We start from the raw sequence: 22,411 nt of genomic DNA, 5'->3' as shown, positions 1-22,411 counted from the left end.
GCCATGGCCAGGGCGAAGAGCAAGACGCCGATCCTCCAGCTGGACGCCGCGCAGACCCAGGACGCGGTACTGGCGATCAAGCGCTTCATGGAGGACCGCTTCGAACTGGAGCTGGGTTCCTTCGAAGCCGAGGAACTGCTCGATTTCTTCGCCCGCGAGTTCGCCCCGTACTTCTACAACAAGGCCATCCTCGACGTGCAGTCGTACCTGAAGGAACGGTTCGAAAGCATCGAGAGCGATGTCTGGGCGCTGGAAAAGAGTTGAGTTTCCGCGCGCCTGTCCACCGAATACAGACTTGAACAGGGTTCACCGATGCTGATCATTCCCGCGATCGACTTGAAAGACGGCGCCTGCGTGCGTCTGCGCCAGGGCCTGATGGAAGACGCCACGGTCTTCTCCGACGATCCGGTGGCGATGGCCGCCAAATGGGTCGATGGCGGTTGCCGCCGCCTGCACCTGGTGGACCTGAACGGCGCTTTCGAAGGCAAGCCGGTCAACGGCGAGGTGGTCACCGCCATCGCCCGTCGCTACCCGGACCTGCCGATCCAGATCGGCGGCGGCATCCGCTCGCTGGAAACCATCGAGCATTACGTTCGCGCCGGCGTCAGCTACGTCATCATCGGCACCAAGGCGGTCAAGCAGCCTGAGTTCGTCGGCGAGGCCTGCCGCGCCTTCCCGGGCAAGGTCATCGTCGGCCTGGATGCCAAGGACGGTTTCGTCGCCACCGACGGCTGGGCCGAGGTCAGCGAAGTCCAGGTGATCGACCTGGCTCGTCGCTTCGAGGCCGACGGGGTGTCCGCCATCGTCTACACGGATATTTCCAAGGACGGCATGATGCAGGGCTGCAACGTCGAGGCTACCGCCGCGCTGGCCAATGCCACGCGGATCCCGGTGATCGCCTCCGGCGGCATCCACAATCTCGGCGACATCCAGAAGCTGCTGGACGCCCGCACCCCGGGGATCATCGGCGCCATCACCGGCCGGGCGATCTACGAAGGCACCCTGGACGTGGCCGAAGCCCAGGCGCTGTGCGACAACTTCAAGGCCTGAGGCGAACCGCATGGCACTGGCAAAACGCATCATCCCCTGCCTCGACGTGGACAACGGCCGAGTGGTCAAGGGCGTCAAGTTCGAGAACATCCGCGACGCCGGCGACCCGGTCGAGATCGCTCGCCGCTACGACGAGCAGGGTGCCGACGAGATCACCTTCCTCGATATCACCGCCAGCGTCGACGGGCGCGACACCACCCTGCATACCGTCGAGCGCATGGCTAGCCAGGTGTTCATTCCGCTGACCGTGGGCGGCGGCGTACGCAGCGTGCAGGACATCCGCAACCTGTTGAATGCCGGCGCGGACAAGGTCTCGATCAACACCGCCGCGGTGTTCAACCCCGAGTTCGTCGGTGAGGCCGCCGACCGCTTCGGCTCGCAGTGCATCGTGGTCGCCATCGACGCGAAGAAGGTTTCCGCCCCGGGCGAGGCGCCGCGCTGGGAAATCTTCACCCATGGCGGGCGCAAGCCCACCGGGCTGGATGCCGTGCTCTGGGCGAAGAAGATGGAAGACTTGGGCGCTGGCGAGATTCTCCTGACCAGCATGGACCAGGACGGCGTGAAGAGCGGTTACGACCTGGGCGTGACCCGCGCCATCAGCGAGGCGGTGAACGTGCCGGTGATCGCTTCCGGCGGCGTCGGCAACCTGGAGCACCTGGCCGCCGGCATCCTCGAGGGCAAGGCCGACGCGGTGCTCGCGGCGAGCATCTTCCACTTCGGCGAGTACACCGTGCCGGAAGCCAAGGCCTACCTGGCCAGCCGCGGTATCGTGGTGCGCTGAGGCGCGTTGCGCCGCAGCGCACAGGGCCGGTGATCGGCTAGCCATTCCTGAGCGCGAGTCGACACTCGCGCGGCTTTCTTTCAGGTACAGTCACGCCCCCCGCATCAGGTGCCGCTAGAGCGCCGATGCCCTGCCATAACGACAAACATTGCGACCGACAGGGAGTCCTCCATGTCCATCTTCCGTCTGGCTCTCGGCTGCGTCGGCAGCCTGGCCCTGCTATGCGCTAGCGCCCTGGCGCGCGCCGAAACCCTGGTCCTGCTGACCGAGAACCTGGTGCCGTTCAACATGGCGGTGAACGGCGGCAACTACGCCAAGGACGATGGCATCAGCGGCATCAGCACCGATACCGTGCGCGCCGCCTGCGAGCGCGCGCAGATCGAGTGCCAGCTGATCCTGCGCTTCCCCTGGGACCGGGTCTACCAGCAGGCGCTGAGCGAGCCCGGCTATGGCGTGTTTTCCACCGCCCGTACGCCGGAGCGCGAGGACAAGTTCAAGTGGGTCGGCCCGCTGGCGGTCAACGACTGGGTACTGATGGCCCGCGGCGACAGCAGCATCCACCTGAACAGCCTGGAAGACGCCGCGCGCTACCGGATCGGCGGCTACAAGAACGACGCCATCAGTCAGCACCTGGTCGACCGCGGCCTGCAGGTGCAACTGGCGCTGCGCGACAACGAGAACGTCGACAAGCTGGCCAGTGGGCAGATCGATCTCTGGGTCACCGCCGATCCGAGCGGGCGCTACGTCGCCCAGCGCGAGGGCCTCAAGGAGGTGAAGGTGGTCCAGCGTTTCCATACCGCCGAGCTGTTCCTGGCGCTGAACAAGGACACCCCGGACGAGCTGGTGCAGAAGTTGCAAGCGGCGGTCGACGCGCTGCGCAGCGAAGGCTTGTTGAAGCAGATCCGCGAGCGCTACTGACGCCTCGCCGGCGATGCTGGCAAAAGGCTGGCCTGGCGGCGCGGCGCTGGTTATTCTGCCTCGCTCCAGGCCCCTGACAGGATGACAACAATGCAAAGAAGCCTGCTCTTCGCGCTGCTCGCAACCCTGCTGCTGGTCGGCGGCGCGCGCGCCGAAACCGATCCCGACTACAGCATGGTCCTGCTCACGGAGAACTTCCCGCCGTACAACATGGCGATCAACGGCAAGAACTTCGCCCAGGAAGACAACATCGACGGCATCGCCGTGGATATCGTCCGCGAGATGTTCAAGCGCGCCGGCATCAAGTACAGCCTGACCCTGCGTTTCCCCTGGGACCGCATCTACAAGCTGGCGCTGGAGAAGCCCGGCTACGGGGTGTTCGTCACCGCCCGCCTGGCCGAGCGCGAGGACAAGTTCAAGTGGGTCGGTCCGATCGGCCCGGACGACTGGGTGCTGCTGGCCAAGGGCGACAGCCCGATCACCCTGGGCAGCCTGGACGAGGCGAAGAAATACCGGATCGGCGCCTACAAGGGCGATGCCATCGCCGAGTTCCTCGGCAAGAACGGTTTCGAGGCCGACCTGGCGCTACGCGACCAGGAAAACGCGCAGAAGCTGGTCAAGGGCCAGATCGACCTCTGGGCCAGCGGCGATCCCGCCGGGCGCTACCTGGCCAAGCAGGAAGGCGTGACCGGCCTGAAGACGGTGCTGCGCTTCAACAGCGATCAGCTGTACCTGGCGCTCAACCGCGAGACTCCCGACGAAGTGGTGCAGAAGCTCCAGGCAGCCCTGGACGGCATGCGCAAGGAAGGCTTCGTCGAGGACATCCTCAACAGCTATCTCTGATTCGCTCCGTCCGGCCAACAGGGGGCCGGGCGGGGAAACGCCTTTGCCGGCCCCGCCGGCAATGCCATGGAAGGCCGACGAGCCAGGTATTTCGTCCTGACGCAGGGATGCCGCTAGCCAATAACGATAACCAAGCGAGCGGTGTGACCATGCTGAAAGTCCTGATCCAGACCCTGATCCTGGGGGTGTTGCTGGGGGCCTCCGCGGCCCGTGCCGAATTGCCCGCCGACTACAAGGTGGTGCTGCTGACCGAGAACTTCCCGCCCTTCAACATGGCGGTGGACGACAAGAACTTCGCCCGCGACGACGGCATCGACGGCATCAGTGCCGACATCGTCCGGGAGATGTTCAGGCGCGCCGGCATCGGCTATTCCCTGAGCCTGCGCTTCCCCTGGGACCGCCTGTACCGGTTGACCCTGGACAAGCCCGGCTACGGGCTGTTCTCCATGACCTACACCCCCGAGCGGGTGCCGCAGTTCAAATGGGTCGGCCCGCTGGCCGACACCAGTTGGGTGTTGCTGGCGCCGGCCGGCAGCAAGATCGCCGTGAAGAATCTCAAGGACGCCGCCCGCTACAAGCTCGGCGCCTACAAGAACGACGCGGTCAGCCAGCACCTGGAGGCCCAGGGCATCCCGGTGATCAACGCCCTGCGCGACCAGGAAAACGTGAAGAAGCTTACCGGCGGGCAGATCGACCTGTGGGCCACCACCGATCCGGTCGGCCGCTACCTGGCCAAGCAGGAAGGCGTGTCCGGCCTGCAGACGGTGCTGCGTTTCAACGAGGCCAAGCTCTACCTGGCGTTGAACAAGGACACTCCGGACGAGGTGGTGGAGCGCCTGCAAAAGGCCCTGGAGCAGATGCGCCAGGAAGGCTTCGTCGACGAAGCCGTCGCCAACTACCTCTGACTGGCGGGCGCCCCTCCGCCGGCGCGGCGAGGGGGCTCAGTTCAGGTCGTAGGCCTGGACGCCGAGGTCGCGGCTGTCGTACCAGTTGCCGCGGGCCCAGAACACCCGGTCGTGCGCCTCGTCGAAACCGAGCACGCCGAGGTAGCCGGCGATGTCCAGGCGGCGCCAGGATGAGCCCCAGTCGTCCGAGTAGTACACCGCGTTGGCGGAGACGCTCGCCGGCTCTTCGTCGGGATACAGCCACAGCGGCACTTCGTAGTGGCTCATGGTGTTGGCCAGCAGCACATTCCTGCCCATGTAGAACTCGCGCAGCCCGGAACTGGACGGCAGGGGCCAGAACGGGCTGGGCAGCTTGCCGGTGATCTTCCATTCGAGCGCGTCGCGATCGAGCTCGGCGATCAGCGAGCGCGATTCGTCGGGGTGGTCGAGCACTGCGATCACCCGACCGTCCATGTTCTGTTCCAGGCGCTCGACGGCCACGCCGTCGGTGCGCCGGATCGCGCCCATCTGCCAGCGTCCGCCCTCGCGGCGCAGTTCGGCCTGGGTGGTGACCAATATCGAGCTGGTCAGGTAGCGCCCCTCGGGTGGGCCATAGCGGAAGGTCTGGCTTACCCAGATCGCGGCGCGCTCCGCGTCCAGTTGGGCGACGTGTGCCTTGATCTGCCCGTGCTTGCCGTTGTAGTCGCCCCAGCTGACGCCGTTCGGCGCCAACTCGCGGGCGTAGGCGAGGTCGACCAGCAGCGGCGCGGAGGTGGCGATCGACTCGACACTGGCGCCGCGGTCGGGCGAATAGAACAGCCCGCTCGGCTGGCCGGGTTCCTGGCCGCCATCGGCACCGCCGTATTCGAAATCACCCCAGACCCAGACTTCGTCCTTGCCGTGGAAGCGCGGTGCGAGAGCCCAGCCCAGTCGATTCGCCTCGGCCATGAAGCCTTCCTCGAGCCGCCGCCAGCTCTTGCCCTGGTCGTCGCTGCGCAGCACCACTGTCTGCTCGCGCTGACCGTTGTCCTTGCCCGGGCGCCGCAGGCCGGTGAGCAGGAAGACGCTGGAACCGTCCGGCGTGACTTCCAGGCAGGCGGTCTCGCCGAGCCGCGCCACTTCGTGGAACACGCCGTCCGCGCCCAGGCGCGAGACATAGGTGGTTTCCGGATCGCCGCCGGATAGCAGCATGCCGTTGAGGAAGTTGAAGAGGTGGGGTTCGGACTCTTCTTCCCTGGGCTGGGCGGTCGCCACCAGGTCCAGGTCGATGACGCCCTCGGGCAGAGCCTGCTCGTCGCGGCCGACCTCGCGCCGGCCTACCAGCCAGGTGCCGGCGGGCGTCGCCCGCACGCCGGTGCAGAATTGCTCCATGGCGCGCTGGTCGATGTTCTCGACCTTGCCGACGGTGCTCTCGCCGGGGCTGGCGCCGCCTATCTCGAACTTGGCGCTGGTGAGGATCCAGATGAAACCGAGGGGAATCGCGCCTGCGACCAGCAGGGCGGCGGCGAGCAGGGGCATGGGAGGGGAAGGGCGGGCCATCGGTGCGTCCGTGCAGGAATGACGAGGACGCCACCTTAACCGCTGCCGCGACGCCGGTAAACCCGGCTTCAGTGCGGCGCCTGGCGTGGGTTGACGTTGCGGTTGCCGCGCTCGCCGATGAGCATCTGCGGCGGTACCAGCTCGATGCCCTGGGCGCGCAGCTTCGGCAGCTCCCGCGCCAGCACGTCGAGGGTGGCCTTGTGCGGGTGGCCGATGAGCAACGCCGAACCCTGCTTGCGGGCCAGGGCGACGCCGGCCTGCAGTTGTGCGGAGACCGCTTCCGGTGTGGCTTCGTTGTCGAGGAACACATCGCGCGAGACGCTCGCCAGGCCGATCCGCTGCGCCTCGCTGGCGGCCACGGTGGCGGCGCTGGTGCGGCTGTCGACCAGGTACAGGCCGCGACGCTGGAGTTCCTCGGCGAGCCAGGCCATCGCCGGGCGCACCGCGGTCATGCGGCTGCCCTCGTGGTTGTTCAGGCCTTGCACGAACGGCACCTTGGCCAGCGCCGCGTCCAGCCGCCGCGCACGCTCTTCCTGGGTCAGCTCCGGCCGCCAGGCGTAGGGACCGCCGGCCGGGTCCATCGGCATGTGCAGGATCACCGTGCGCCCGCGCTGGTGCGCCTCGCGGGCCAGTTCGGCGGCATGCGGGGTTTCCGGGATGATCGCCAGGGTTACGCCGGGGGGCAGGTCGAGAACCCGGCGGTCGCGTGCCAGGTTCTGCCCGAGGTCATCGATGACCACGGTCAGCAGCGGCGGGCGCTGGTAGGGGACGGGGTCCTGGCGGGCCTGGGCCTGGTTGAACAGCAGGCACAGGCCCAGCAGGGCAACGCGAAACGCCGACATCAGTTGCCGCGGGTGACGCTCAGGCCTTTCAGCAGGCTAAGGGCCTGGCTGAGCTGGTAGTCGGAATCCTGCGGGCGCTCGCTCGGCGCGGCACGCTTGCCGGTGGGGCGGTCGGCGCCGCCGTTGCCGTTGGCCAGGTGGCCCTGCAGGTCGGCTTCCTTGAAGCCCTCGAAGCTGCTCCGCTCCTGGGTCACCTTGGCGCGTCCGACTTCGATGTCCGGAACGATGCCCTGGGCCTGGATGGAGCGCCCGTTGGGGGTGTAGTAGAGCGCGGTGGTGAGCTTCAGGGCGCGGTCGTTGTTCAGCGGCAGCACGGTCTGCACCGAGCCCTTGCCGAAGCTGTCGGTGCCCATCAGGATCGCGCGCTTCTGGTCCTGCAGGGCACCGGCGACGATTTCCGCCGCCGAGGCGCTGCCACCGTTGATCAGCACCACCAGCGGAACCTTGTCGCTGGGATCGGCCGGGTCGGCGCTGAAGCGCAGCTCGGAGTTGGCGATGCGGCCCTTGGTGTAGACGATCAGGCCCTTGGTGAGGAAGGCGTCGGCTACCTCGACGGCGGACTGCAGCACGCCGCCGGGGTTGTTGCGCAGGTCCAGGACCAGGCCCTTGAGACGGCCCTTGTTGTCCTTGCGCAGCTGGTTCAGCGCCTTGACCACTTCCTCGCCGGTGTTGACCTGGAACTGGGTGATGCGCAGGTAGGCGTAGCCGGGTTCGAGGACCTGGCTCTTGACACTCTTGACCTTGATGATGGCGCGCTTGAGTTCGACGTCGAACGGTCTGCCGCCATCGCGGACGATGGTCAGGGTGATCGCGGAGCCGGCCTTGCCGCGCATGCTGTCGACCGCTTCGGTCATCGACTGGCCCTTGGTCGGCTTGCCGTCGATCTGCACGATCAGGTCGCCGGGCTGGATGCCGGCGCGGGCCGCGGGGGTGTCGTCGATCGGCGAGACCACCTTGATGAAGCCGTCTTCGCTGCCGACCTCGATGCCCAGGCCGCCGAACTCGCCGCTGGTGCTTTCCTGCAGCTCGGCGAAGTCCTCCGGGCCGAGGTAGGCGGAGTGCGGGTCGAGGTTGCTGAGCATGCCCTTGATGGCGTTCTCCAGCAGGGTCTTGTCGTCCACTGGCTCGACATAGGCGGCCTTCACCCGGTCGAGAACCTCGGCGAAGGTACGCAGCTCGTCGAGGGGCAGCGGGGCACTGCTACCGTTGGCCAGTGGCGCGGCGTCGGCCGGGGCGTCGGCAGCCTGGGCCGCGCCCGCGCCGAGCAGCAGGGCCAGCGCCAGGGTGGTGGGACGGAAGCAATGCAGCATGTTCAGCTCCTAATCACGAGTTCGGCGCCTATCCCTGTGCGCGGCACCAGGTAGTAGGGTCCGCCGGGCGGCCCTGATGGCGAATGGCGAAGTACACGGCCGGGCTACTCTGGCCGCCGCTGGTTCCAACGGTGGCGATCGGGTCTCCGGCCTTCACGGTGTCGCCGGCGTCTTTCAGCAGGCTTTGATTATGGCCATAAAGGCTGAGGTAGCCGCCACCGTGGTCGAGGATGACCAACAGGCCGGCTCCGCGCAACCAGTCGGCGAATACCACGCGTCCGCCGTGCACCGCGCGGACGGTGCTGCCGGCGCTCGCCGAAATCAGTACGCCGTCCCATTTCGCCCGCGGATCGTCGCCGCGCTGGCTGCCGAAGCGCGCCACGACGCGGCCATTCACCGGCCACGGCAGCTTGCCGCGGGCCGAGCCGAACGCGCCGCCGTAGACCGCGCCAGTGCTTGAGACCAGCGGGCCCGGCGCAGGTTCGCGCGGCGGGCTGGTGACTCGTCCGGGGGCGGCCTGCTGCTGGCGCGCACGCTCGCGTTCGGCGGCCAGCGCGCGCTGGCGCTCGCGCTCCGCCGCGGCGGCGGCTTCGCGGGCCTGGCGGGCCAGGGTTTCCTCGATGGTCCGCAGTACCTTGGCCAGCTCGGCCTGGTCCTGTTGGCGGGACTTGAGCTTCTGGTCGCGTTCGCGGTAGTCGCTGTTCAGCTTGGCCAGGGCTTGCTGGCGCTCCTTGCGGGTCGCTGCCAGCGCCTCGCGGCGGCTGTCCAGCTCGCCCTGCTTGCTCAGTTGTTCGGCTTTCTGCGCAGAGATGTCCTGCTCGACGTTGGCCAGCTGGCGGAGGGTTTCGTTGAAGCTGGCGAGCTGTTCGAGACGGGCTTTGTTGATGTAGTCGTAGTAGGTGAGGGTGCGGCTGAATTTTTCCGGGTGTTCCTGGTTCAGCAGCAGCTTCAGGTATTCCTCGCGTCCACTCTGGTAGGCCGCGCGGGCCTGGATGGCGAGGAGGCGCTGCTGCTCAATGCGCGCGTCCTGGAGTTTTTTTTTCTCCCCATCCAGCCGTTTCAGCTCGGCTTCGCTCTTGTCCAGCTCGTCCTGCAGGGCCTTGATCTGTTTTTCCAGGTCGCCCATCTCGGTCTCGGTGGACTTCAGCTGCTTCTGCACGCCGCTCTTTTCCTGCTGGATGCCGTCCAGCAGCTTCTTCAGCTCGCCGATGTCCTTCTGCGTCTGTTCCAGCTGGCGTTGGGTGTCGGCGCGCTCGTCGGCGAAGGCCGGAGCGAGACAGGCGAGGGATAGCAGGAGAGGAAGGAGGCGGAGCATGGGGTGGCGGGCACCTGGGAATTGGACCGGCCTAGTATGCCCGTGGCCGCCGTTAAAAAAAACGCCCCGCACCGCGCGCTGTGGGGCGCTTCCACGTATTTCAGCCGGATGGCAGCGGCGGATGTCGTCGACGACGAAGGCCACGGGCATCAGGCGGGTCTGTAGAGCGGGTAGGTGAACAGCAGCAGATGCGTCAGGTTCAGCCCGAAGTGGAACAGCGTCGCCACCCACAGGCGGCCGCTCCACAGCCAGGCCAACCCGTAGATCAGCCCGGCGAGGCCGGCGAACAGCATCAGCAGCGGGCCGCCGGCGAAGTGCGCCAGGCCGAACAGCGCCGAGGCCAGCGCCAGGGCGGGCCAGGGGCCCAGCCATTGGCCCAGGCGTTGCTGCAGGTAGCCGCGGAACAGCGCTTCCTCGGCAAGGGAAACGAAGAACAGGTTGGCCAGGACGAACTGCCAGAGCCAGGCCGGCGCGTGGAGTTCCGGCCGCAGCAGGCCGACGCCGACAGCCAGCAGAAGCAGCGCCGGCACCGCCGCCGCGAGCAGCAGCCAGTACCAGGGGCGGCCGGGAGCGCGGGCTTCGTCGCGGAACAGGCTCGGCAGGCAGGCCAGTAGCAGGAACGGCACCAGTGCCTTGTCGAAGTTGAAGTACATGGTGAACGGCAGGCTCTGCGGGCCGACCACCGCCTTGTCCAGGACCCTGGGGTTGGCGAAGCCGGGTAGCAGGTGCAGGAACAGGCCCACCGCGCCGGCGACCAGCAGCAGCTCCAGGCCCAGGGCCCAGGCGCGGCGTGCCGCCAGGCGCCGGCGTAACAGGGCGAGGACGCCCAGTGCAGCCAGGGCGGCGACCGCAGGCGGAGCGAGAACCCCGTCGTAGAAGGCGAGGCAGCAGGTCGCGAGCAGCAAGACGAGGGCCAGCAGGCGCTGGAAGGACAGGGCGAGGAGCGAGGTGGCGAGGAGGAACCACATCGGCGGAAATCCTTGTAGGGCAGATGGAAAAGACAGCGCGGGCAAGGCTAGCACGGGCCTCGGCGACGTAGCGGGAGGCAGGGGGGGAGACGCGGAAAATGAAAACCGCGGCACACGTCTCGACGCCGCGTGGCCAGGCCTGTCGGCCGATCGGCAGCGTTAAAGCGGGGAAGGTGGCGTCGTGGAAACAGGGCGCGGCGCCCGGCCCGCTACGGCGGATAACGTCGCAGGCGTTATCCGTCGATGGCCTGCAGAAGCGGCGGATAACCGCGACGCGGTTATCCGCCCTGCGCGGGAGTTCGTCGTTCGCGGATCAGCCGAGGGTGACGATGCTGCGACCGGTCATTTCCGCCGGCTGCTCCAGCCCCATGAGGGTCAGCATGGTCGGCGCCACGTCGGCCAGCACGCCGCCTTCGCGGATGCTCAGCTTGCGCTTGCCGACGTAGACGAAGGGCACCGGTTCGCAGGTGTGCGCGGTGTGCGCCTGGCCGGTGGACTCGTCTTCCATCTGCTCGACATTGCCGTGGTCGGCGGTGATCAGGGCTTCGCCGCCGACCTTGTCCAGCGCCTCGACGATACGGCCCATGCAGGTGTCCAGGCACTCCACGGCCTTGACCGCGGCCTCGAACACCCCGGTGTGGCCGACCATGTCGCCGTTGGCGTAGTTGACCACGATCACGTCGTAGCGCTGTTGCTCGATGGCCTCGACGATACGGTCGGTGACTTCCGGCGCGCTCATCTCGGGTTGCAGGTCGTAGGTGGCGACCTTCGGCGAGGGGATCAGGATGCGCTCCTCGCCCTCGTAGGGTTCCTCGCGGCCGCCGGAGAAGAAGAAGGTCACATGGGCGTACTTCTCGGTCTCGGCGATGCGCAGCTGGGTCTTGCCATGCTTGGCCAGGTACTCGCCGAGGACGTTGGTCAGCGGCTCCGGCGGGAAGGCGCAGGGCGCCGGGATGCTCGCCGCGTACTGGGTCAGCATGACGAAACCTGCCAGCTGCGGAGCTCGTTCGCGGGGGAACTCATTGAATGCCGGCTCGACGAAGGCGCGGCTCAGCTCGCGGGCGCGGTCGGCGCGGAAGTTCATGAAGATCACCGCGTCGCCATCCTCGACCCGCACCGCTTCGGCGCCGGCCGGGACCACCGCGGTGGCCTTGACGAATTCGTCGCTCTCGCCGCGGGCGTAGGCGGCCTCGAGGGCTGCCACCGAGGAGTCGGCGGTGAACTCGGCCTTGCCGTCGACAATCAGTTCATAGGCGGCCTGGACGCGGTCCCAGCGGTTGTCGCGGTCCATCGCGAAATAGCGGCCGATGATCGAGGCGATGCGGCCCTTGCCGAGCCCGGCGAAGGTGGCGTCGAGACGCTCCAGCGACGGCTGCGCGCTTTTCGGCGGGGTATCGCGGCCATCCAGGAAGGCATGCAGGTAGATCTTGCCGGCGCCGCGCTTGGCGGCCATCTGCGCCATTGCCACCAGGTGGTCTTCATGGCTGTGTACGCCGCCCGGGGAGAGCAGGCCGAGGATGTGCACCGCCTTGTCGGCGGCGACGGCCTTGTCGACCGCCGCGGCGATCACCGGGTTTTCGAAGAATTCGCCGTCGCGGATGGCCTTGGTGACGCGGGTGAAGTCCTGGTACACCACGCGGCCTGCGCCGAGGTTCATGTGGCCGACCTCGGAATTGCCCATCTGGCCGTCGGGCAGGCCGACGTCCATGCCGGAGCCGGAGATCAGGCCGTGCGGCTGGGTTGCCAGGAGGCGATCCCAGACCGGCTTCTTCGCGGCGTAGATGGCGTTGTAGTCAGGGCTTTCGCTGTGGCCGAAGCCGTCCAGGATGATCAGGACCAGGGGTTTGGGCGTGGCAGTCATATGTCCGGCTCTATTTCCGCGGGGTTCAGAAACTGACCAAATTTAGTGGGAACATTGTCGTTCAAGACGTAGGAAGAGGCTGATTGATTAAACCGATGACGCCGATCCGCAACCGAATGCCGCTATCCTCGCTCCCTCTGTCCCGCCCGAACCGTGCCCGGGCCGGAACTGGCCAGCTTCACAGAAAAGGACTGGCATTCTAACCGTGAAGTTTCCCGCGACGCCATTTCCTGGAGCCGAGCGGGGCGCCGCCCGGCGGGTTCCCCCCTGGCCGGCGCGGTCTGTATACTGGCCGGCATTTTTACGCCCTGGATATCCGTCACCATGCAATTCGTTTCCCGTCTGATCGAGTTCGCCACCAACCACTACCTGCTGGTCGCGGCGCTGCTGGTCCTGCTGGTCCTGCTGTTGCTGCACGAGCTGCGCAAGGGCGGCAAGAGCCTGTCGACCCGCGAGCTGACCGCGCTGGTCAATGCCGACCAGGCGGTGGTCCTGGATATCCGTCCGGCCAAGGAGTTCGCCAGCGGGCACATCGTCGACGCGCTGAACATCCCGGCCGACAAGCTGAACAGCCGCATGACCGAGCTGGAAAAGTACAAGGGCAAGACCATCATCCTGGTCGACGCCATGGGCCAGCACTCCGGTACCTGGGGCGGCGTCCTGAAGAAGGCCGGCTTCAACGCCGCCAAGCTGTCCGGCGGGATCGGCAGCTGGCGCGGCGACAACCTGCCGCTGGTGAAGTGACATGCCGCCCGTCGTGATCTACACCACCGCCTGGTGTCCGTACTGCATCCGCGCCAAGCAGTTGCTGCAACGCAAGGGCGTGGACTTCCAGGAGATCGCCTGCGACGGCAAGCCCGAACTGCGCGCCGAGCTGGCACGCAAGGCGGGATCGACCACCGTGCCGCAGATCTGGATCGGCGAGACCCATGTCGGCGGCTGCGACGACCTTCATGCACTGGAGCGCGCCGGCAAGCTGGACGCGCTGCTGTCTGCCTGAAACCATTCATGAATTGACCCAAGGGAAGGCCCGAAAATGACCGAGCAAGCTACCAACGGCGCTGCCGACGAGCAGCAACCCCAGTTCTCCCTGCAGCGCATCTACCTGCGCGACCTGTCGTTCGAGTCGCCGAAGTCACCGGAAATCTTCCGCCAGGAATGGAACCCGTCCATCAGCCTGGACCTGAACACTCGCCAGAAGCAGCTGGACGGCGACTTCTACGAAGTGGTCCTGACCGTATCGGTGACCGTGAAGAACGGCGAGGACACCACTGCCTTCATCGCCGAAGTGCAGCAGGCCGGCATCTTCCTGATCAAGAACCTCGATCCGTCGAGCATGAGCCATACCCTTGGCGCGTTCTGCCCGAACATCCTCTTCCCGTACGCTCGCGAAGCCCTGGACAACCTGGTGGTACGCGGTTCGTTCCCGGCGCTGATGCTGTCGCCGGTGAACTTCGACGCCCTCTACGCCCAGGAAATCGCCCGCATGCAGGCCTCCGGCGAGATCCCGACGCCGTCGGTCCAGTAAGCCCAGCGCTTGCGAAGAAGCCCGCCTTGCGCGGGCTTTTTCATGCCTGTCAGCCGGCTCAGTCCATGGCGAAGCCGAGCTGGCGCCAGGCTTCGTAGACGGTCACCGCCACCGTGTTGGACAGGTTCAGGCTACGGCAGCCTTCGCGCATCGGCAGGCGCAGGCGCCGATCGGTTGGCAGGGCGTTGCGCACGTCCTCCGGCAGTCCGCGGCTTTCCGGGCCGAAGAGGAAGGCATCGTCGCGCTGGTAGGCCACTTCGTGGAAGGCCCGCGACCCCTTGGTGGTGAAGGCGAACAGGCGTGGCTGGCCGAGGGCCTCGAGGCAGCTCTGCAGATCCGGGTAGCGGCGTACGCTGGCGTATTCGTGGTAGTCGAGGCCGGCACGGCGCAAGCGCTTGTCGTCCAGTTCGAAACCGAGCGGCTCGATCAGGTGCAGACTGCATCCGGCGTTGGCGCAGAGCCTGATAATGTTGCCGGTATTCGGAGGTATCTCCGGTTGAAACAGGATGACGTGGAACATGCAGGGCTCCGGAGCAGATAACGGGCGGCATTCTACCTCCGCCATCGACGATCTGCGGCGCCAGCGCTGGAAAGTCTGGGGTGCGCTGGTGCTTGCCGGGTTGTTGTTCGGGCTGATGCTCGGCAGGTTGTTCGGTCCCGCTTCGCTGCCGACGTCTGCGCCGCAACTGCTGGCGGTCGGGGAGAGCGAGCAGGGCCTGGTCCTGCGCTTCGATCGCCAGGCTGCGGTTACGGCGGCGCGGGTGGAGGGTGCCCTGACGTTGCGCATCGTCGCCCGGGGCGCGGCGCAGCAGGGAGACGGGCGATGGCTGGGCCAGCCGTTGCGCTGGCGCGTCCGCGAGGAGGGAAAGGCGCTGCTGTTGAGCCTGGTCTCGACCCGCCCCTTGCAGGGGCGCTGGCAGTGGTCGGAGGACGGCGAGGGCTGGCGCCTGGTCGTCGAACTGCAGGAGCGCGACGGCCGGGAATAAAAGGGGGAATTCTCAGCCTGCCTGTACCGAGGTCCCCAAACGGGAGGGCGGAGGCGCGGATCACTGCGCTACCGCCGGGCATAAAAGAGGGGAGTTCTCAGCCTGCCTGTACCGAGGTCCCCGAAACGGGTGTGGCGGTTGCGCGCGGATGCTGCGTCTGCCGCCGGGTGTAAAAGAGGGGATTCCCCAGCCTGCCTGTACCGAGGCCCCCGAAATCTTCGTTATCTGCTCCAATGCAGGGGCTGTGCCAATTCTCATGAGCGCGCTGGCGGCGCGCTCGCTTTCCTGAAGGATTGTGGATAAGTCTGTGGGCGAGCTGGTGATGAATGCCTCTGGAAGCCCGTGGATCAAGGGCTTGGCGGCATCCCAGGGGTTTGTGGGAAGTCGATTGCGGAAAAATGACGGAGCGGGCTTTTCCGCCAGCGATTGATGCCGATTTGTCGCCTGCTGGTGCACGCTGCCCAAAATCCGGGCAAGGGCCGCAGCCCTGCCGAACCGGCGAATAACCGCGATGCGGTTATTCGCCCTACGCCACGGTTTGATCGACGGTGCCGGGCGGGCGCTCGCCGAGGTTGGGGCTGTGCTGCGGACGGTAGGGCGAATAACGCCATAGGCGTTATCCGCCGCGGCCCTGCACAATCGGCGGATAACCGCGATGCGGTTATTCGCCCTACGCTACGATTTGACCGGTGGTTCCGGGCGGGCGCCCTGCCGAGGCTGGGGCGGCGTCTCGCTTGGCAGGGGCGCGCGACGGACCATGAAAAACGGGGCCCGAAGGCCCCGTTGGGTCGCTCATGGGAGCAGTGGCGCTTCAGTCGTCGCCTTCGTCGTCGGCTCCATCGACGTTCATCCCCAGCTCCTTGATCTTGCGGGTCAGGGTATTGCGGCCCCAGCCGAGCAGCACGGCGGCATCGCGGCGGCGGCCGGCGGTGTGCTTGAGGGCGGTTTCTATCATGATCCGTTCGAAGGCCGGCACGGCGCTGTCCAGCAGGTTCGACTGGCCGCGGCCCAGCGCCTGGTCGGCCCACTGGCGAAGGGCCTGTTCCCAGTTCGCCGCCGGCGCGCTGTCCTGCGGCTGGGTCAGCAGCTCCGGCGGCAGGTCGTCGATGTGCACCTCGCGGCCGGAGGCCATCACGGTGATCCAGCGACAGGTGTTCTCCAGTTGGCGGACGTTGCCCGGCCAGCCGAGGTTCTTCAGGTACTCCTCGGTTTCCGCCTTCAGCAGCTTGGGTTCCACCGCCAGCTCCTGGGCGGCGCGGCTGAGGAAGTGCCGGGCCAGCGCCGGGATGTCCTCGCGGCGGTCGGCCAGCCGCGGGATGTGGATGCGGATCACGTTCAGGCGATGGAACAGGTCCTCGCGGAACTTGCCGTCGCGCACCAGGCTTTCCAGGTTCTGGTGGGTGGCGGCGATGATCCGCACGTCGACCTTCACCGGCGTGTGCCCGCCGACCCGGTAGAACTCGCCGTCGGCCAGGACGCGCAGCAGGCGGGTCTGGGTGTCGGCCGGCATGTCGCCGATCTCGTCGAGGAACAGGGTGCCGCCATCGGCCTGCTCGAAGCGTCCGCGGCGCTGGGCGGCGGCCCCGGTGAAGGCGCCCTTCTCATGGCCGAACAGCTCGGATTCCATCAGGTCCTTGGGGATCGCCGCCATGTTCAGCGCGATGAATGGCGAGGCTGCGCGCGGGCTGTGGCGATGCAGGGCATGGGCGACCAGCTCCTTGCCGGTACCCGATTCGCCGTTGATCAGCACGGTGATGTTGGAATGGCTGAGGCGGCCGATGGCGCGGAATACCTCCTGCATCGCCGGCGCCTCGCCGATGATCTCCGGCGTGCGCGCCTGGTTCGCCGGCAGCTCCAGGCCCTGCTGCTCCTGGGCGTGCTGGTTGGCGCGCTTGACCAGGGAGACCGCCTCGTCGACGTCGAACGGCTTGGGCAGGTATTCGAAGGCGCCGCCCTGGTAGGAGGCCACCGCGCTGTCGAGGTCGGAATGCGCGGTCATGATGATCACCGGCAGGCGCGGATGCAGTTCGCGGATCTGCGCCAGCAGGTCGAGGCCGCTGGCGCCGGGCATGCGGATATCGGAGATGATCACGTCCGGCTGCTGCCGGCCGAGGCGGCCGATCACGCTGTCGGCGCTGTCGAAGCTCACCGTGGTCATGCCTTCCTGTTGCAGGGCTTTTTCCAGTACCCAGCGGATGGAGCGGTCGTCGTCGACGATCCAGACGGTCTCTGATCGGCTCATGGTCAATGCACTCCTTGTTCCAGGGGCAGGAACAGACTGAACACGGTATGGCCGGGGTGGCTCTCGCATTCAATCAGCCCCTGGTGCTGGCTGATGATGTTCTGGGCGATGGCCAGGCCGAGTCCGGTACCGTCCGGACGGCCGCTGACCATGGGGTAGAAGATGGTTTCCTGGAGCTCGGCCGGGATGCCCGGGCCGTTGTCGATGATCTCCACCTTGCACACCAGGCGGTGACGCGTGTGGCCGATGGTGAACTGGCGCAGGGTACGGCTGCGCAGGGTGATGCGACCGAGGCGCAGGTCGTTCTGCCCGGCGATCGCCTGCATGGCGTTGCGTACCATGTTGAGCACGGCCTGGATCATTTGCTCGCGGTCGAGCAGCAGGTCGGGGATGCTCGGGTCGTAGTCGCGGACCAGGGTGATGCTGCCCTGGCTCTCCGCTTCCACCAGGCTGCTGACCCGCTCCAGCACCTCATGGATGTTGGTCGGCGCCAGGTTCGGCAGTTTGTTCGAGCCGAGCATGCGGTCCACCAGGTTCCGCAACCGGTCGGCTTCTTCGATGATGACGTTGGTGTAGTCCTTCAGCGACTCTTCCGGCAGCTCGCGGGATAGCAGTTGCGCTGCGCCGCGGATGCCGCCGAGCGGGTTCTTGATCTCGTGGGCGAGCCCGCGCACCAGCAGCTTGGTGGTCTCCTGCTTGGACAACTGCGCTTCTTCGCGGGTGATCCGCATCAGCCGGTCGCGCGGATGGACCTCGAGCAGCAGCAGCGTCTCGTTGCGGTTGAGGATGGGCGTCACCGCATAGTCGACCGTGATGCTGACGCCGGTGATCGAGGTCAGGGTCGCTTCGCGCTTGGTGAACGGATGCGCCTGTTCCACCGCCTGGCGCAGCGAGTTCAAGGCTTCCGGCGATTCGGTGAACAGCTCGCTGATGAATTGCCCGTGGCTGCGCTGGCCGCTCACGGCCAGGAGCATCTCCGCCGCCGGGTTCATGTACTCCAGGCGCAATTCGCCGTTGAGCAGGATCACCGCGGTGGTCAGGTTGTCGAGCAGCAGTCGGTGCAGGGTATCGGTCGGCATGGCGGGCAGCTGTTCCAAGGTTGGGCAGGAAAATGCAAAAAGCAAACCAGGCGCCGAAAAGGCGCGTTTTTTCTGCCGAGGCGCTGGCTAGAGGTGCGCCGGGAAGGTTTTCGGCGACGAGCGGTGACCCGAAATGGGGACAGTATAGAAAGTGGTGCGGGTAATCGCACCAATCTGGTGCGTTGGCGTGGCCGGCGGCGTTTTCGCCAGGAGAATCGGGAAATAAACCGGAAAATCCCGCCCACCGTGGAGTGGGCAGGGGAAGTTCGGCTAGCGCTCGCTTGGCTCTATCGCGCTGACCAGCGGCGTATCGACCTCCGGCAGGGGTTGCCCGGCGATGCTCACTCGATGCAGGTGGAAGGGCTGGCTCGGGGTGCTTTCGACGGTCATGCCGTCGCCATCGATGATTTCCACTGCGACCTGGTGGGTGCCGCGATCGAGGTTCTTCAACGGGAACACCGGGCTGCGTCCCGGCACTCCGGCAGGCTTGCCGTCGAGCAGCAGGCGATAGCGATGGCCGGGCAGCAGCGCCGGCTCGCTGGTGACGGTGACGATGACGTCGCCGCTGTTGGCGCGCAGGGTTGCGTCCGGTTCGGGGAAGAGGATGCGCAGTAGCTGGTAGGCCGGCGGCTTCACCTCCAGCGGCGCGGCGGGCGGACGATAGCGTATGCCCGGCGGCGCCACGCTGTTGCCCGGCGCCAGTTCGACGCGTTGGGCCTTGCGCCCGCTGGGCGGCTGGTCGGTGTAGACGCGGTTGCCCTCGGCGTCGATGTAGGTGTAGACCCCCGCTTGCGCGGCGCAGGCCAGGCACAGCAGGAGGGCGCCGAGAATGCGCGGGATCATCGTTTCTTCCCGAGGTGCACGCGCTGCACGGTGAAGGTCACCGGCGGGCTGGATTGCAGCACCCGTTCGCCGTTGAGTACCTGTACCGCGAGGCTGTGGTCGCCGCGGTCGATCTCGTGCAGGGTGAAGCGGGTGCCGCCGCTGGGCGTGCCGTAGGGTTTGCCGTCCAGCACCAGTTGCAACTGGTGGCCGCTGTGCAGGGCCGGGCGGATGCTGACGCTGACGTTGAAGGTGCCGTTGTTGGCGCGCAGCGCCTCTTCCGTGGGGAGGTCGCTGAGGGCAAGGATCTCGTAGGCGGCGGCCTCGCTATCGGCGGCCGGGGCATTGCCCGCGGAGGACTTTTCCGGCGTGTCGATTCCTACGGTATTGGTCGGCTGCAGTTCGACGGTCTGCGCCTGCACCCCGTCTGGCGGCTGGTTGGTGAATACCTTGTTGCCGTGGGCGTCGGTGTATTGGTAGATCTGCGCCATGGCCGGCAGGGCGGCGGCCAGGAGCAGGCAGCTGGTGATCAGGCGCATGGACGGTCTCCGGGTGAACCTGCCAAGCGTTGCACCGCATCGGCGCGCTGGCAAGCCGTGCATTGTGCGGCATGCGGGTATTCGAAGGTGTGCGCTGGGGCACGTTGGCGGTCGCTGTGCCCCGCCGCGCGGCTGCGTTCGTCTCAGCCGGCACTGGCGGGGCGAACCCTCGTTGCGCCAGAGTGTCTGTGCTTGCGCCGCCGGCCGGCGGCCCCGTTCGAAACGGCGGGTGTCCGGCTTGTATGATGCGGCTGTTTCGGTTTCTCACCTTGGGGACTGCCTTTCTCGTGCCGATCATCGCCCGCTTCACCCTTCGCTCCCGCGTCCTGGCGGCCCTGCTGCTGTGCCTCTGCGCCGCTCTGTTCTACTCGCCGCCGGGCGCCGCGGCGCTGCCGAACCCGTTGGCGGGGAGTTCCTCCGGTGGCGAGAAGGTCAGCGATGCGCAGTTGGAACAATCGCTGAACCAGGTCATCCAGACCCTGGAGAACGACAGGCAGCGCGCCGACCTGCTGAAAAAGCTGAAACAGCTGCGCGACGTGACCAAGAAAGGCAAGGAAAGCGAGGGTGGGGTGCTGGGGCTGATCGGCGATACCCTGACCAGCCTGGAAAAGCAGTTCCAGGGCGCGAACAGCCCGGTCGCGTTATGGGGCAACCAGTTCCAGCTGGCGCGTGCCGAACTCGAGGAGCGCTTTCCCAGCTGGCGCGACCTGCCGGCGATGGTCTTCGATTTTTCGGTGGTGATCCTCCTCTGGGCCTGCCTGGCCAGCGCGCTGCTCTGGCTCAGCCGGCGCATGCGCGAGCGCTTCGGCCTGTCGGCGGAGTTGCCGCAGCATCCGAAGACCCGCGACCTGCTGCTGTTTTCCCTGCGCAAGCTGGGCCCCTGGCTGGTGGCCTTCCTCATCACCCTGTACCTGTCGGTGGTGCTGCCGGACTCCCTGAGCAAGACCCTGGCGATGGTCATGGCCTATGTGCTGGTCTGCGGCACGCTGTTCTCCGCGCTGTGTGTGATTTCCCTCTCGCTGCTCAGCGGCCCGCACCGCCAGCGCGCCCTGGATATCCTGCGGCGCCAGGCGTTCCGCCCGTTGTGGCTGATCGGCAGCCTCGCCGCGCTGGGCGAGGTCGCCCACGATCCGCGGCTGATCGCCGGCCTCGGCGAGCACACCTCGATCTGCCTGAGTACCCTGGCCAACGCCAGCGCCGCGCTGTTCACCGCCTTGTTCGTGATGCGTTTCCGCCGGCCGATCGCCCACCTGATCCGCAACCAGCCGCTGGAGCGCCGCCTCAAGCGCCGTAGCCTGCACGACCTGGTGCAACTGGTCGGCTCGCTGTGGTTCGTGCCGGTGCTGGTGCTGGTGGGGATTTCCCTGTTCGCCACCTTCGTTTCCGCCGGCGACAGCAGTTCGGCGTTGCGCCGGGCGCTGGTCTGCGCGGTGCTGGCGGTGGTGGCGATGACCGTGATCGGGCTGATCCGCCGCCGTTCCAGTCGGGTCGGCGCCGGCCCGCGCCGCAGCGCGCCGTACATCGAGCAGTTGCAGAGCTTCGGCTACACCCTGCTGCACATCTTCGTGGTGCTGTTCTTCATCGAGGTCGCCTTGCGCGTCTGGGGCATGTCGCTGATTCGCTATGCGGAAGGCGAGGGCGAGCAGATCAGCATGAAGGTAGTCAGCTTCGGCACCACCCTGCTGGTCGCCTGGCTGATCTGGATCCTCACCGATACCGCGATCCAGCACAGCCTCGGCCTGGGCGGCAAGAGCCGGCCGAACACCCGCGCGCTGACCATGCTGCCGCTGATCCGCAACGTACTGTTCGCCACCATCGCGGTGATCGCCCTGATCGTCGCCCTGGCCAACATGGGCATGAACGTCACCCCGTTGCTGGCCGGTGCCGGCGTGATCGGCCTGGCCATCGGCTTCGGCGCGCAGTCGCTGGTGGCGGACCTGATCACCGGCCTGTTCATCATCATCGAGGACTCGCTGTCGATCGACGACTACGTCGACGTCGGCGGCCACCTTGGCACGGTCGAGGGCCTGACCATCCGTACCGTGCGCCTGCGCGACCTGGACGGCGTGGTGCATACCATCCCGTTCAGCGAGATCAAGAGCATCAAGAACTACTCGCGCCAGTTCGGCTACGCGATGTTCCGCTGGCCGGTGCCGGCGAGCATGCCGATCGACGACGCGGTGGCGCTGGTGCGCGAGGTCGCGATGGAGCTGCGCAGCGACCCGGCGGTCTACCGCAACCTGTGGTCGCCGATGGAATTGCAGGGCGTGGAGAGTTTCGACAACGGCCAGGCGATCCTGCGCTTCCGCTTCAAGACCGCGCCGATCAAGCAGTGGGAGGTCCAGCGGGCGTTCAACCTGCGCCTGCGTCGGCGCCTCGACCAGGCCGGCCTCGAACTGTCCATGCCGCGTCTCAACGTACAGTTGAGCCGGGCGCCCAAGGCGAAATCCGCGGAACCGGACGAGCAGGGCACGCCGGCGGACGGCGGCATCTAGCGCGACAGGATGACCCGGCAGATGCGGCGCATGTCGCGGTCGTCGATGCCGTCGCACTGCCACGGCGCACGCGATACCACGGCCCGGCACTGGCGGCGCATGTCGCGGCTGTCGATGTCGTCGCAGCGCTTGCGGTCGCCGCGGACGATGGCGCGGCACTGGCGGCGCGTGTCGCCGTCGCGGATGTCGTCGCAGTCGTAGCGCTGTCCCGGCGCCAGCAGCGCGCCGCAGTAACGCCGCAGGTCGCGGCTGTCGATGTCGCCGCAATCCCCGCTGTCGCCGCGTTCCAGTGCGTTGCACATGCGCCGCAGGTCGCGGTCGTGGATATCGCGGCATTCGGTGCCGGCCTGGGCGGGCAGGCTGAGGATGGCGGCAAGCAGGAGCCAGAGAGAGTGACGCATGGACGGTC

General features: G+C 67.0%; 23 protein-coding genes. 11 read left to right on the top strand and 12 right to left on the bottom strand.

Annotated features, from left to right (window positions below; translation table 11 throughout):
• The first annotated feature begins 3 nt into the window (after nucleotides 1–3).
• From AC1RB9_RS26875 to AC1RB9_RS26850, 6 genes are all read left to right on the top strand, one after another.
• Nucleotides 4–264, top strand: coding sequence for a DUF2164 domain-containing protein (locus tag AC1RB9_RS26875; RefSeq protein WP_003096084.1), 261 nt, complete (start codon nucleotides 4–6; stop codon nucleotides 262–264).
• A gap of 48 nt (nucleotides 265–312) precedes the next feature.
• Nucleotides 313–1,050, top strand: coding sequence for a 1-(5-phosphoribosyl)-5-[(5-phosphoribosylamino)methylideneamino]imidazole-4-carboxamide isomerase (hisA, locus tag AC1RB9_RS26870; protein WP_003106336.1), 738 nt, complete (start codon nucleotides 313–315; stop codon nucleotides 1,048–1,050).
• Nucleotides 1,051–1,060: 10 nt separating this feature from the next.
• Nucleotides 1,061–1,831 carry an imidazole glycerol phosphate synthase subunit HisF gene (gene hisF, locus AC1RB9_RS26865; RefSeq protein WP_003106334.1) on the top strand — a complete coding sequence of 257 codons (771 nt, stop codon included), beginning with the start codon at nucleotides 1,061–1,063 and terminating at the stop codon, nucleotides 1,829–1,831.
• Nucleotides 1,832–2,002: 171 nt separating this feature from the next.
• The gene (locus tag AC1RB9_RS26860) at nucleotides 2,003–2,749 is read left to right on the top strand and encodes a substrate-binding periplasmic protein (protein ID WP_003457672.1); all 747 of its coding nucleotides are present in this window, start codon (nucleotides 2,003–2,005) and stop codon (nucleotides 2,747–2,749) included.
• A 90-nt stretch (nucleotides 2,750–2,839) separates the two neighbouring features.
• Nucleotides 2,840–3,592 (top strand): substrate-binding periplasmic protein, encoded by a 753-nt coding sequence (locus tag AC1RB9_RS26855; protein WP_003106330.1) that lies wholly within the window; start codon nucleotides 2,840–2,842, stop codon nucleotides 3,590–3,592.
• 149 nt (nucleotides 3,593–3,741) lie between these two features.
• Nucleotides 3,742–4,497 carry a substrate-binding periplasmic protein gene (locus tag AC1RB9_RS26850; RefSeq protein WP_003096075.1) on the top strand — a complete coding sequence of 252 codons (756 nt, stop codon included), beginning with the start codon at nucleotides 3,742–3,744 and terminating at the stop codon, nucleotides 4,495–4,497.
• 36 nt (nucleotides 4,498–4,533) lie between these two features.
• Here the strand turns inward: AC1RB9_RS26850 and AC1RB9_RS26845 are convergent, their stop codons facing one another.
• The 6 genes from AC1RB9_RS26845 to gpmM all read right to left on the bottom strand — a co-directional run bounded on the left by AC1RB9_RS26845 (nucleotide 4,534) and on the right by gpmM (nucleotide 12,311).
• The gene (locus AC1RB9_RS26845; protein ID WP_033873857.1) at nucleotides 4,534–6,015 is read right to left on the bottom strand and encodes a hypothetical protein; all 1,482 of its coding nucleotides are present in this window, start codon (nucleotides 6,013–6,015) and stop codon (nucleotides 4,534–4,536) included.
• Nucleotides 6,016–6,083: 68 nt separating this feature from the next.
• The gene (locus tag AC1RB9_RS26840) at nucleotides 6,084–6,857 is read right to left on the bottom strand and encodes a divergent polysaccharide deacetylase family protein (RefSeq protein ID WP_003096069.1); all 774 of its coding nucleotides are present in this window, start codon (nucleotides 6,855–6,857) and stop codon (nucleotides 6,084–6,086) included.
• The gene (gene cptA / locus AC1RB9_RS26835; protein ID WP_003123646.1) at nucleotides 6,857–8,167 is read right to left on the bottom strand and encodes a proteolytic complex protein CptA; all 1,311 of its coding nucleotides are present in this window, start codon (nucleotides 8,165–8,167) and stop codon (nucleotides 6,857–6,859) included. The genes AC1RB9_RS26840 and cptA overlap by 1 nt, the downstream gene beginning before the upstream one ends.
• Nucleotides 8,168–8,195: 28 nt before the next feature.
• Entirely contained in the window at nucleotides 8,196–9,482 is a 1,287-nt protein-coding gene (locus tag AC1RB9_RS26830; protein WP_003123645.1) for a murein hydrolase activator EnvC family protein, read from the bottom strand.
• A gap of 149 nt (nucleotides 9,483–9,631) precedes the next feature.
• Nucleotides 9,632–10,450, bottom strand: a complete 819-nt coding sequence (locus tag AC1RB9_RS26825) for a CPBP family intramembrane glutamic endopeptidase (RefSeq protein WP_003457664.1) — start codon at nucleotides 10,448–10,450, stop codon at nucleotides 9,632–9,634.
• A gap of 313 nt (nucleotides 10,451–10,763) precedes the next feature.
• Nucleotides 10,764–12,311 carry a 2,3-bisphosphoglycerate-independent phosphoglycerate mutase gene (gpmM, locus tag AC1RB9_RS26820; RefSeq protein WP_003125783.1) on the bottom strand — a complete coding sequence of 516 codons (1,548 nt, stop codon included), beginning with the start codon at nucleotides 12,309–12,311 and terminating at the stop codon, nucleotides 10,764–10,766.
• 324 nt (nucleotides 12,312–12,635) lie between these two features.
• Between gpmM and AC1RB9_RS26815 the strand changes: the two genes are divergently transcribed.
• The 3 genes from AC1RB9_RS26815 to secB are packed head-to-tail and all read left to right on the top strand — an operon-like array spanning nucleotide 12,636 to nucleotide 13,839.
• Nucleotides 12,636–13,055, top strand: a complete 420-nt coding sequence (locus AC1RB9_RS26815) for a rhodanese-like domain-containing protein (protein ID WP_003096058.1) — start codon at nucleotides 12,636–12,638, stop codon at nucleotides 13,053–13,055.
• Nucleotide 13,056: 1 nt separating this feature from the next.
• Entirely contained in the window at nucleotides 13,057–13,311 is a 255-nt protein-coding gene (grxC, locus tag AC1RB9_RS26810; protein WP_003096057.1) for a glutaredoxin 3, read from the top strand.
• Nucleotides 13,312–13,347: 36 nt separating this feature from the next.
• Nucleotides 13,348–13,839, top strand: coding sequence for a protein-export chaperone SecB (secB, locus tag AC1RB9_RS26805; RefSeq protein WP_003096050.1), 492 nt, complete (start codon nucleotides 13,348–13,350; stop codon nucleotides 13,837–13,839).
• Between the two features lie 58 nt (nucleotides 13,840–13,897).
• Here the strand turns inward: secB and trmL are convergent, their stop codons facing one another.
• On the bottom strand, nucleotides 13,898–14,359 hold the full coding sequence (gene trmL / locus AC1RB9_RS26800; RefSeq protein WP_003104666.1) for a tRNA (uridine(34)/cytosine(34)/5-carboxymethylaminomethyluridine(34)-2'-O)-methyltransferase TrmL: 462 nt from the start codon (nucleotides 14,357–14,359) through the stop codon (nucleotides 13,898–13,900).
• Between trmL and AC1RB9_RS26795 the strand changes: the two genes are divergently transcribed.
• On the top strand, nucleotides 14,358–14,825 hold the full coding sequence (locus tag AC1RB9_RS26795; protein WP_003096038.1) for a hypothetical protein: 468 nt from the start codon (nucleotides 14,358–14,360) through the stop codon (nucleotides 14,823–14,825). The genes trmL and AC1RB9_RS26795 overlap by 2 nt on opposite strands.
• An 811-nt stretch (nucleotides 14,826–15,636) precedes the next feature.
• Here the strand turns inward: AC1RB9_RS26795 and ntrC are convergent.
• The 4 genes from ntrC to AC1RB9_RS26775 form a co-directional block, all read right to left on the bottom strand.
• Nucleotides 15,637–17,067, bottom strand: a complete 1,431-nt coding sequence (ntrC, locus tag AC1RB9_RS26790) for a two-component system response regulator NtrC (RefSeq protein ID WP_003104661.1) — start codon at nucleotides 17,065–17,067, stop codon at nucleotides 15,637–15,639.
• A 2-nt stretch (nucleotides 17,068–17,069) separates the two neighbouring features.
• Nucleotides 17,070–18,146, bottom strand: coding sequence for a two-component system sensor histidine kinase NtrB (gene ntrB, locus AC1RB9_RS26785; RefSeq protein ID WP_003096033.1), 1,077 nt, complete (start codon nucleotides 18,144–18,146; stop codon nucleotides 17,070–17,072).
• 270 nt (nucleotides 18,147–18,416) lie between these two features.
• Nucleotides 18,417–18,989: a DUF4124 domain-containing protein gene (locus tag AC1RB9_RS26780; protein ID WP_003114474.1), complete on the bottom strand. Its 573-nt coding sequence runs from the start codon at nucleotides 18,987–18,989 to the stop codon at nucleotides 18,417–18,419.
• Complete coding sequence (locus tag AC1RB9_RS26775; protein ID WP_003457659.1) at nucleotides 18,986–19,507, bottom strand: DUF4124 domain-containing protein; 522 nt, start codon at nucleotides 19,505–19,507, stop codon at nucleotides 18,986–18,988. The genes AC1RB9_RS26780 and AC1RB9_RS26775 overlap by 4 nt, the downstream gene beginning before the upstream one ends.
• 287 nt (nucleotides 19,508–19,794) lie before the next feature.
• On the opposite strand from AC1RB9_RS26775, the gene AC1RB9_RS26770 reads away from it, so the two are divergent.
• Nucleotides 19,795–22,002 carry a mechanosensitive ion channel family protein gene (locus AC1RB9_RS26770; RefSeq protein ID WP_003111156.1) on the top strand — a complete coding sequence of 736 codons (2,208 nt, stop codon included), beginning with the start codon at nucleotides 19,795–19,797 and terminating at the stop codon, nucleotides 22,000–22,002.
• Here AC1RB9_RS26770 and AC1RB9_RS26765 read toward each other — a convergent pair.
• Nucleotides 21,999–22,403: a hypothetical protein gene (locus AC1RB9_RS26765; protein WP_003104642.1), complete on the bottom strand. Its 405-nt coding sequence runs from the start codon at nucleotides 22,401–22,403 to the stop codon at nucleotides 21,999–22,001. The two genes, AC1RB9_RS26770 and AC1RB9_RS26765, sit on opposite strands and share 4 nt — an antisense overlap.
• Nucleotides 22,404–22,411: the final 8 nt, after the last annotated feature.

This window comes from Pseudomonas sp. 20-5, from assembly GCF_056782835.1.
Note: the sequence above shows the minus strand (reverse complement) of the source record. Positions and strands in the feature narration are given on the sequence as shown.

Bases quoted from the DNA above. Each gene is read 5' to 3' on its own strand.
- cptA (WP_003123646.1), bottom strand. From the start codon at position 8,167: ATGCTGCATTGCTTCCGTCCCACCACCCTGGCGCTGGCCCTGCTGCTC.
- grxC (WP_003096057.1), top strand. From the start codon at position 13,057: ATGCCGCCCGTCGTGATCTACACCACCGCCTGGTGTCCGTACTGCATC.
- AC1RB9_RS26780 (WP_003114474.1), bottom strand. From the start codon at position 18,989: ATGATCCCGCGCATTCTCGGCGCCCTCCTGCTGTGCCTGGCCTGCGCC.
- trmL (WP_003104666.1), bottom strand. From the start codon at position 14,359: ATGTTCCACGTCATCCTGTTTCAACCGGAGATACCTCCGAATACCGGC.
- AC1RB9_RS26845 (WP_033873857.1), bottom strand. From the start codon at position 6,015: ATGGCCCGCCCTTCCCCTCCCATGCCCCTGCTCGCCGCCGCCCTGCTG.
- AC1RB9_RS26795 (WP_003096038.1), top strand. From the start codon at position 14,358: ATGCAGGGCTCCGGAGCAGATAACGGGCGGCATTCTACCTCCGCCATC.
- AC1RB9_RS26765 (WP_003104642.1), bottom strand. From the start codon at position 22,403: ATGCGTCACTCTCTCTGGCTCCTGCTTGCCGCCATCCTCAGCCTGCCC.
- AC1RB9_RS26850 (WP_003096075.1), top strand. From the start codon at position 3,742: ATGCTGAAAGTCCTGATCCAGACCCTGATCCTGGGGGTGTTGCTGGGG.
- AC1RB9_RS26855 (WP_003106330.1), top strand. From the start codon at position 2,840: ATGCAAAGAAGCCTGCTCTTCGCGCTGCTCGCAACCCTGCTGCTGGTC.
- AC1RB9_RS26815 (WP_003096058.1), top strand. From the start codon at position 12,636: ATGCAATTCGTTTCCCGTCTGATCGAGTTCGCCACCAACCACTACCTG.
- hisA (WP_003106336.1), top strand. From the start codon at position 313: ATGCTGATCATTCCCGCGATCGACTTGAAAGACGGCGCCTGCGTGCGT.
- ntrC (WP_003104661.1), bottom strand. From the start codon at position 17,067: ATGAGCCGATCAGAGACCGTCTGGATCGTCGACGACGACCGCTCCATC.
- AC1RB9_RS26830 (WP_003123645.1), bottom strand. From the start codon at position 9,482: ATGCTCCGCCTCCTTCCTCTCCTGCTATCCCTCGCCTGTCTCGCTCCG.
- AC1RB9_RS26875 (WP_003096084.1), top strand. From the start codon at position 4: ATGGCCAGGGCGAAGAGCAAGACGCCGATCCTCCAGCTGGACGCCGCG.
- ntrB (WP_003096033.1), bottom strand. From the start codon at position 18,146: ATGCCGACCGATACCCTGCACCGACTGCTGCTCGACAACCTGACCACC.
- secB (WP_003096050.1), top strand. From the start codon at position 13,348: ATGACCGAGCAAGCTACCAACGGCGCTGCCGACGAGCAGCAACCCCAG.
- AC1RB9_RS26775 (WP_003457659.1), bottom strand. From the start codon at position 19,507: ATGCGCCTGATCACCAGCTGCCTGCTCCTGGCCGCCGCCCTGCCGGCC.
- hisF (WP_003106334.1), top strand. From the start codon at position 1,061: ATGGCACTGGCAAAACGCATCATCCCCTGCCTCGACGTGGACAACGGC.
- AC1RB9_RS26825 (WP_003457664.1), bottom strand. From the start codon at position 10,450: ATGTGGTTCCTCCTCGCCACCTCGCTCCTCGCCCTGTCCTTCCAGCGC.
- gpmM (WP_003125783.1), bottom strand. From the start codon at position 12,311: ATGACTGCCACGCCCAAACCCCTGGTCCTGATCATCCTGGACGGCTTC.
- AC1RB9_RS26860 (WP_003457672.1), top strand. From the start codon at position 2,003: ATGTCCATCTTCCGTCTGGCTCTCGGCTGCGTCGGCAGCCTGGCCCTG.
- AC1RB9_RS26840 (WP_003096069.1), bottom strand. From the start codon at position 6,857: ATGTCGGCGTTTCGCGTTGCCCTGCTGGGCCTGTGCCTGCTGTTCAAC.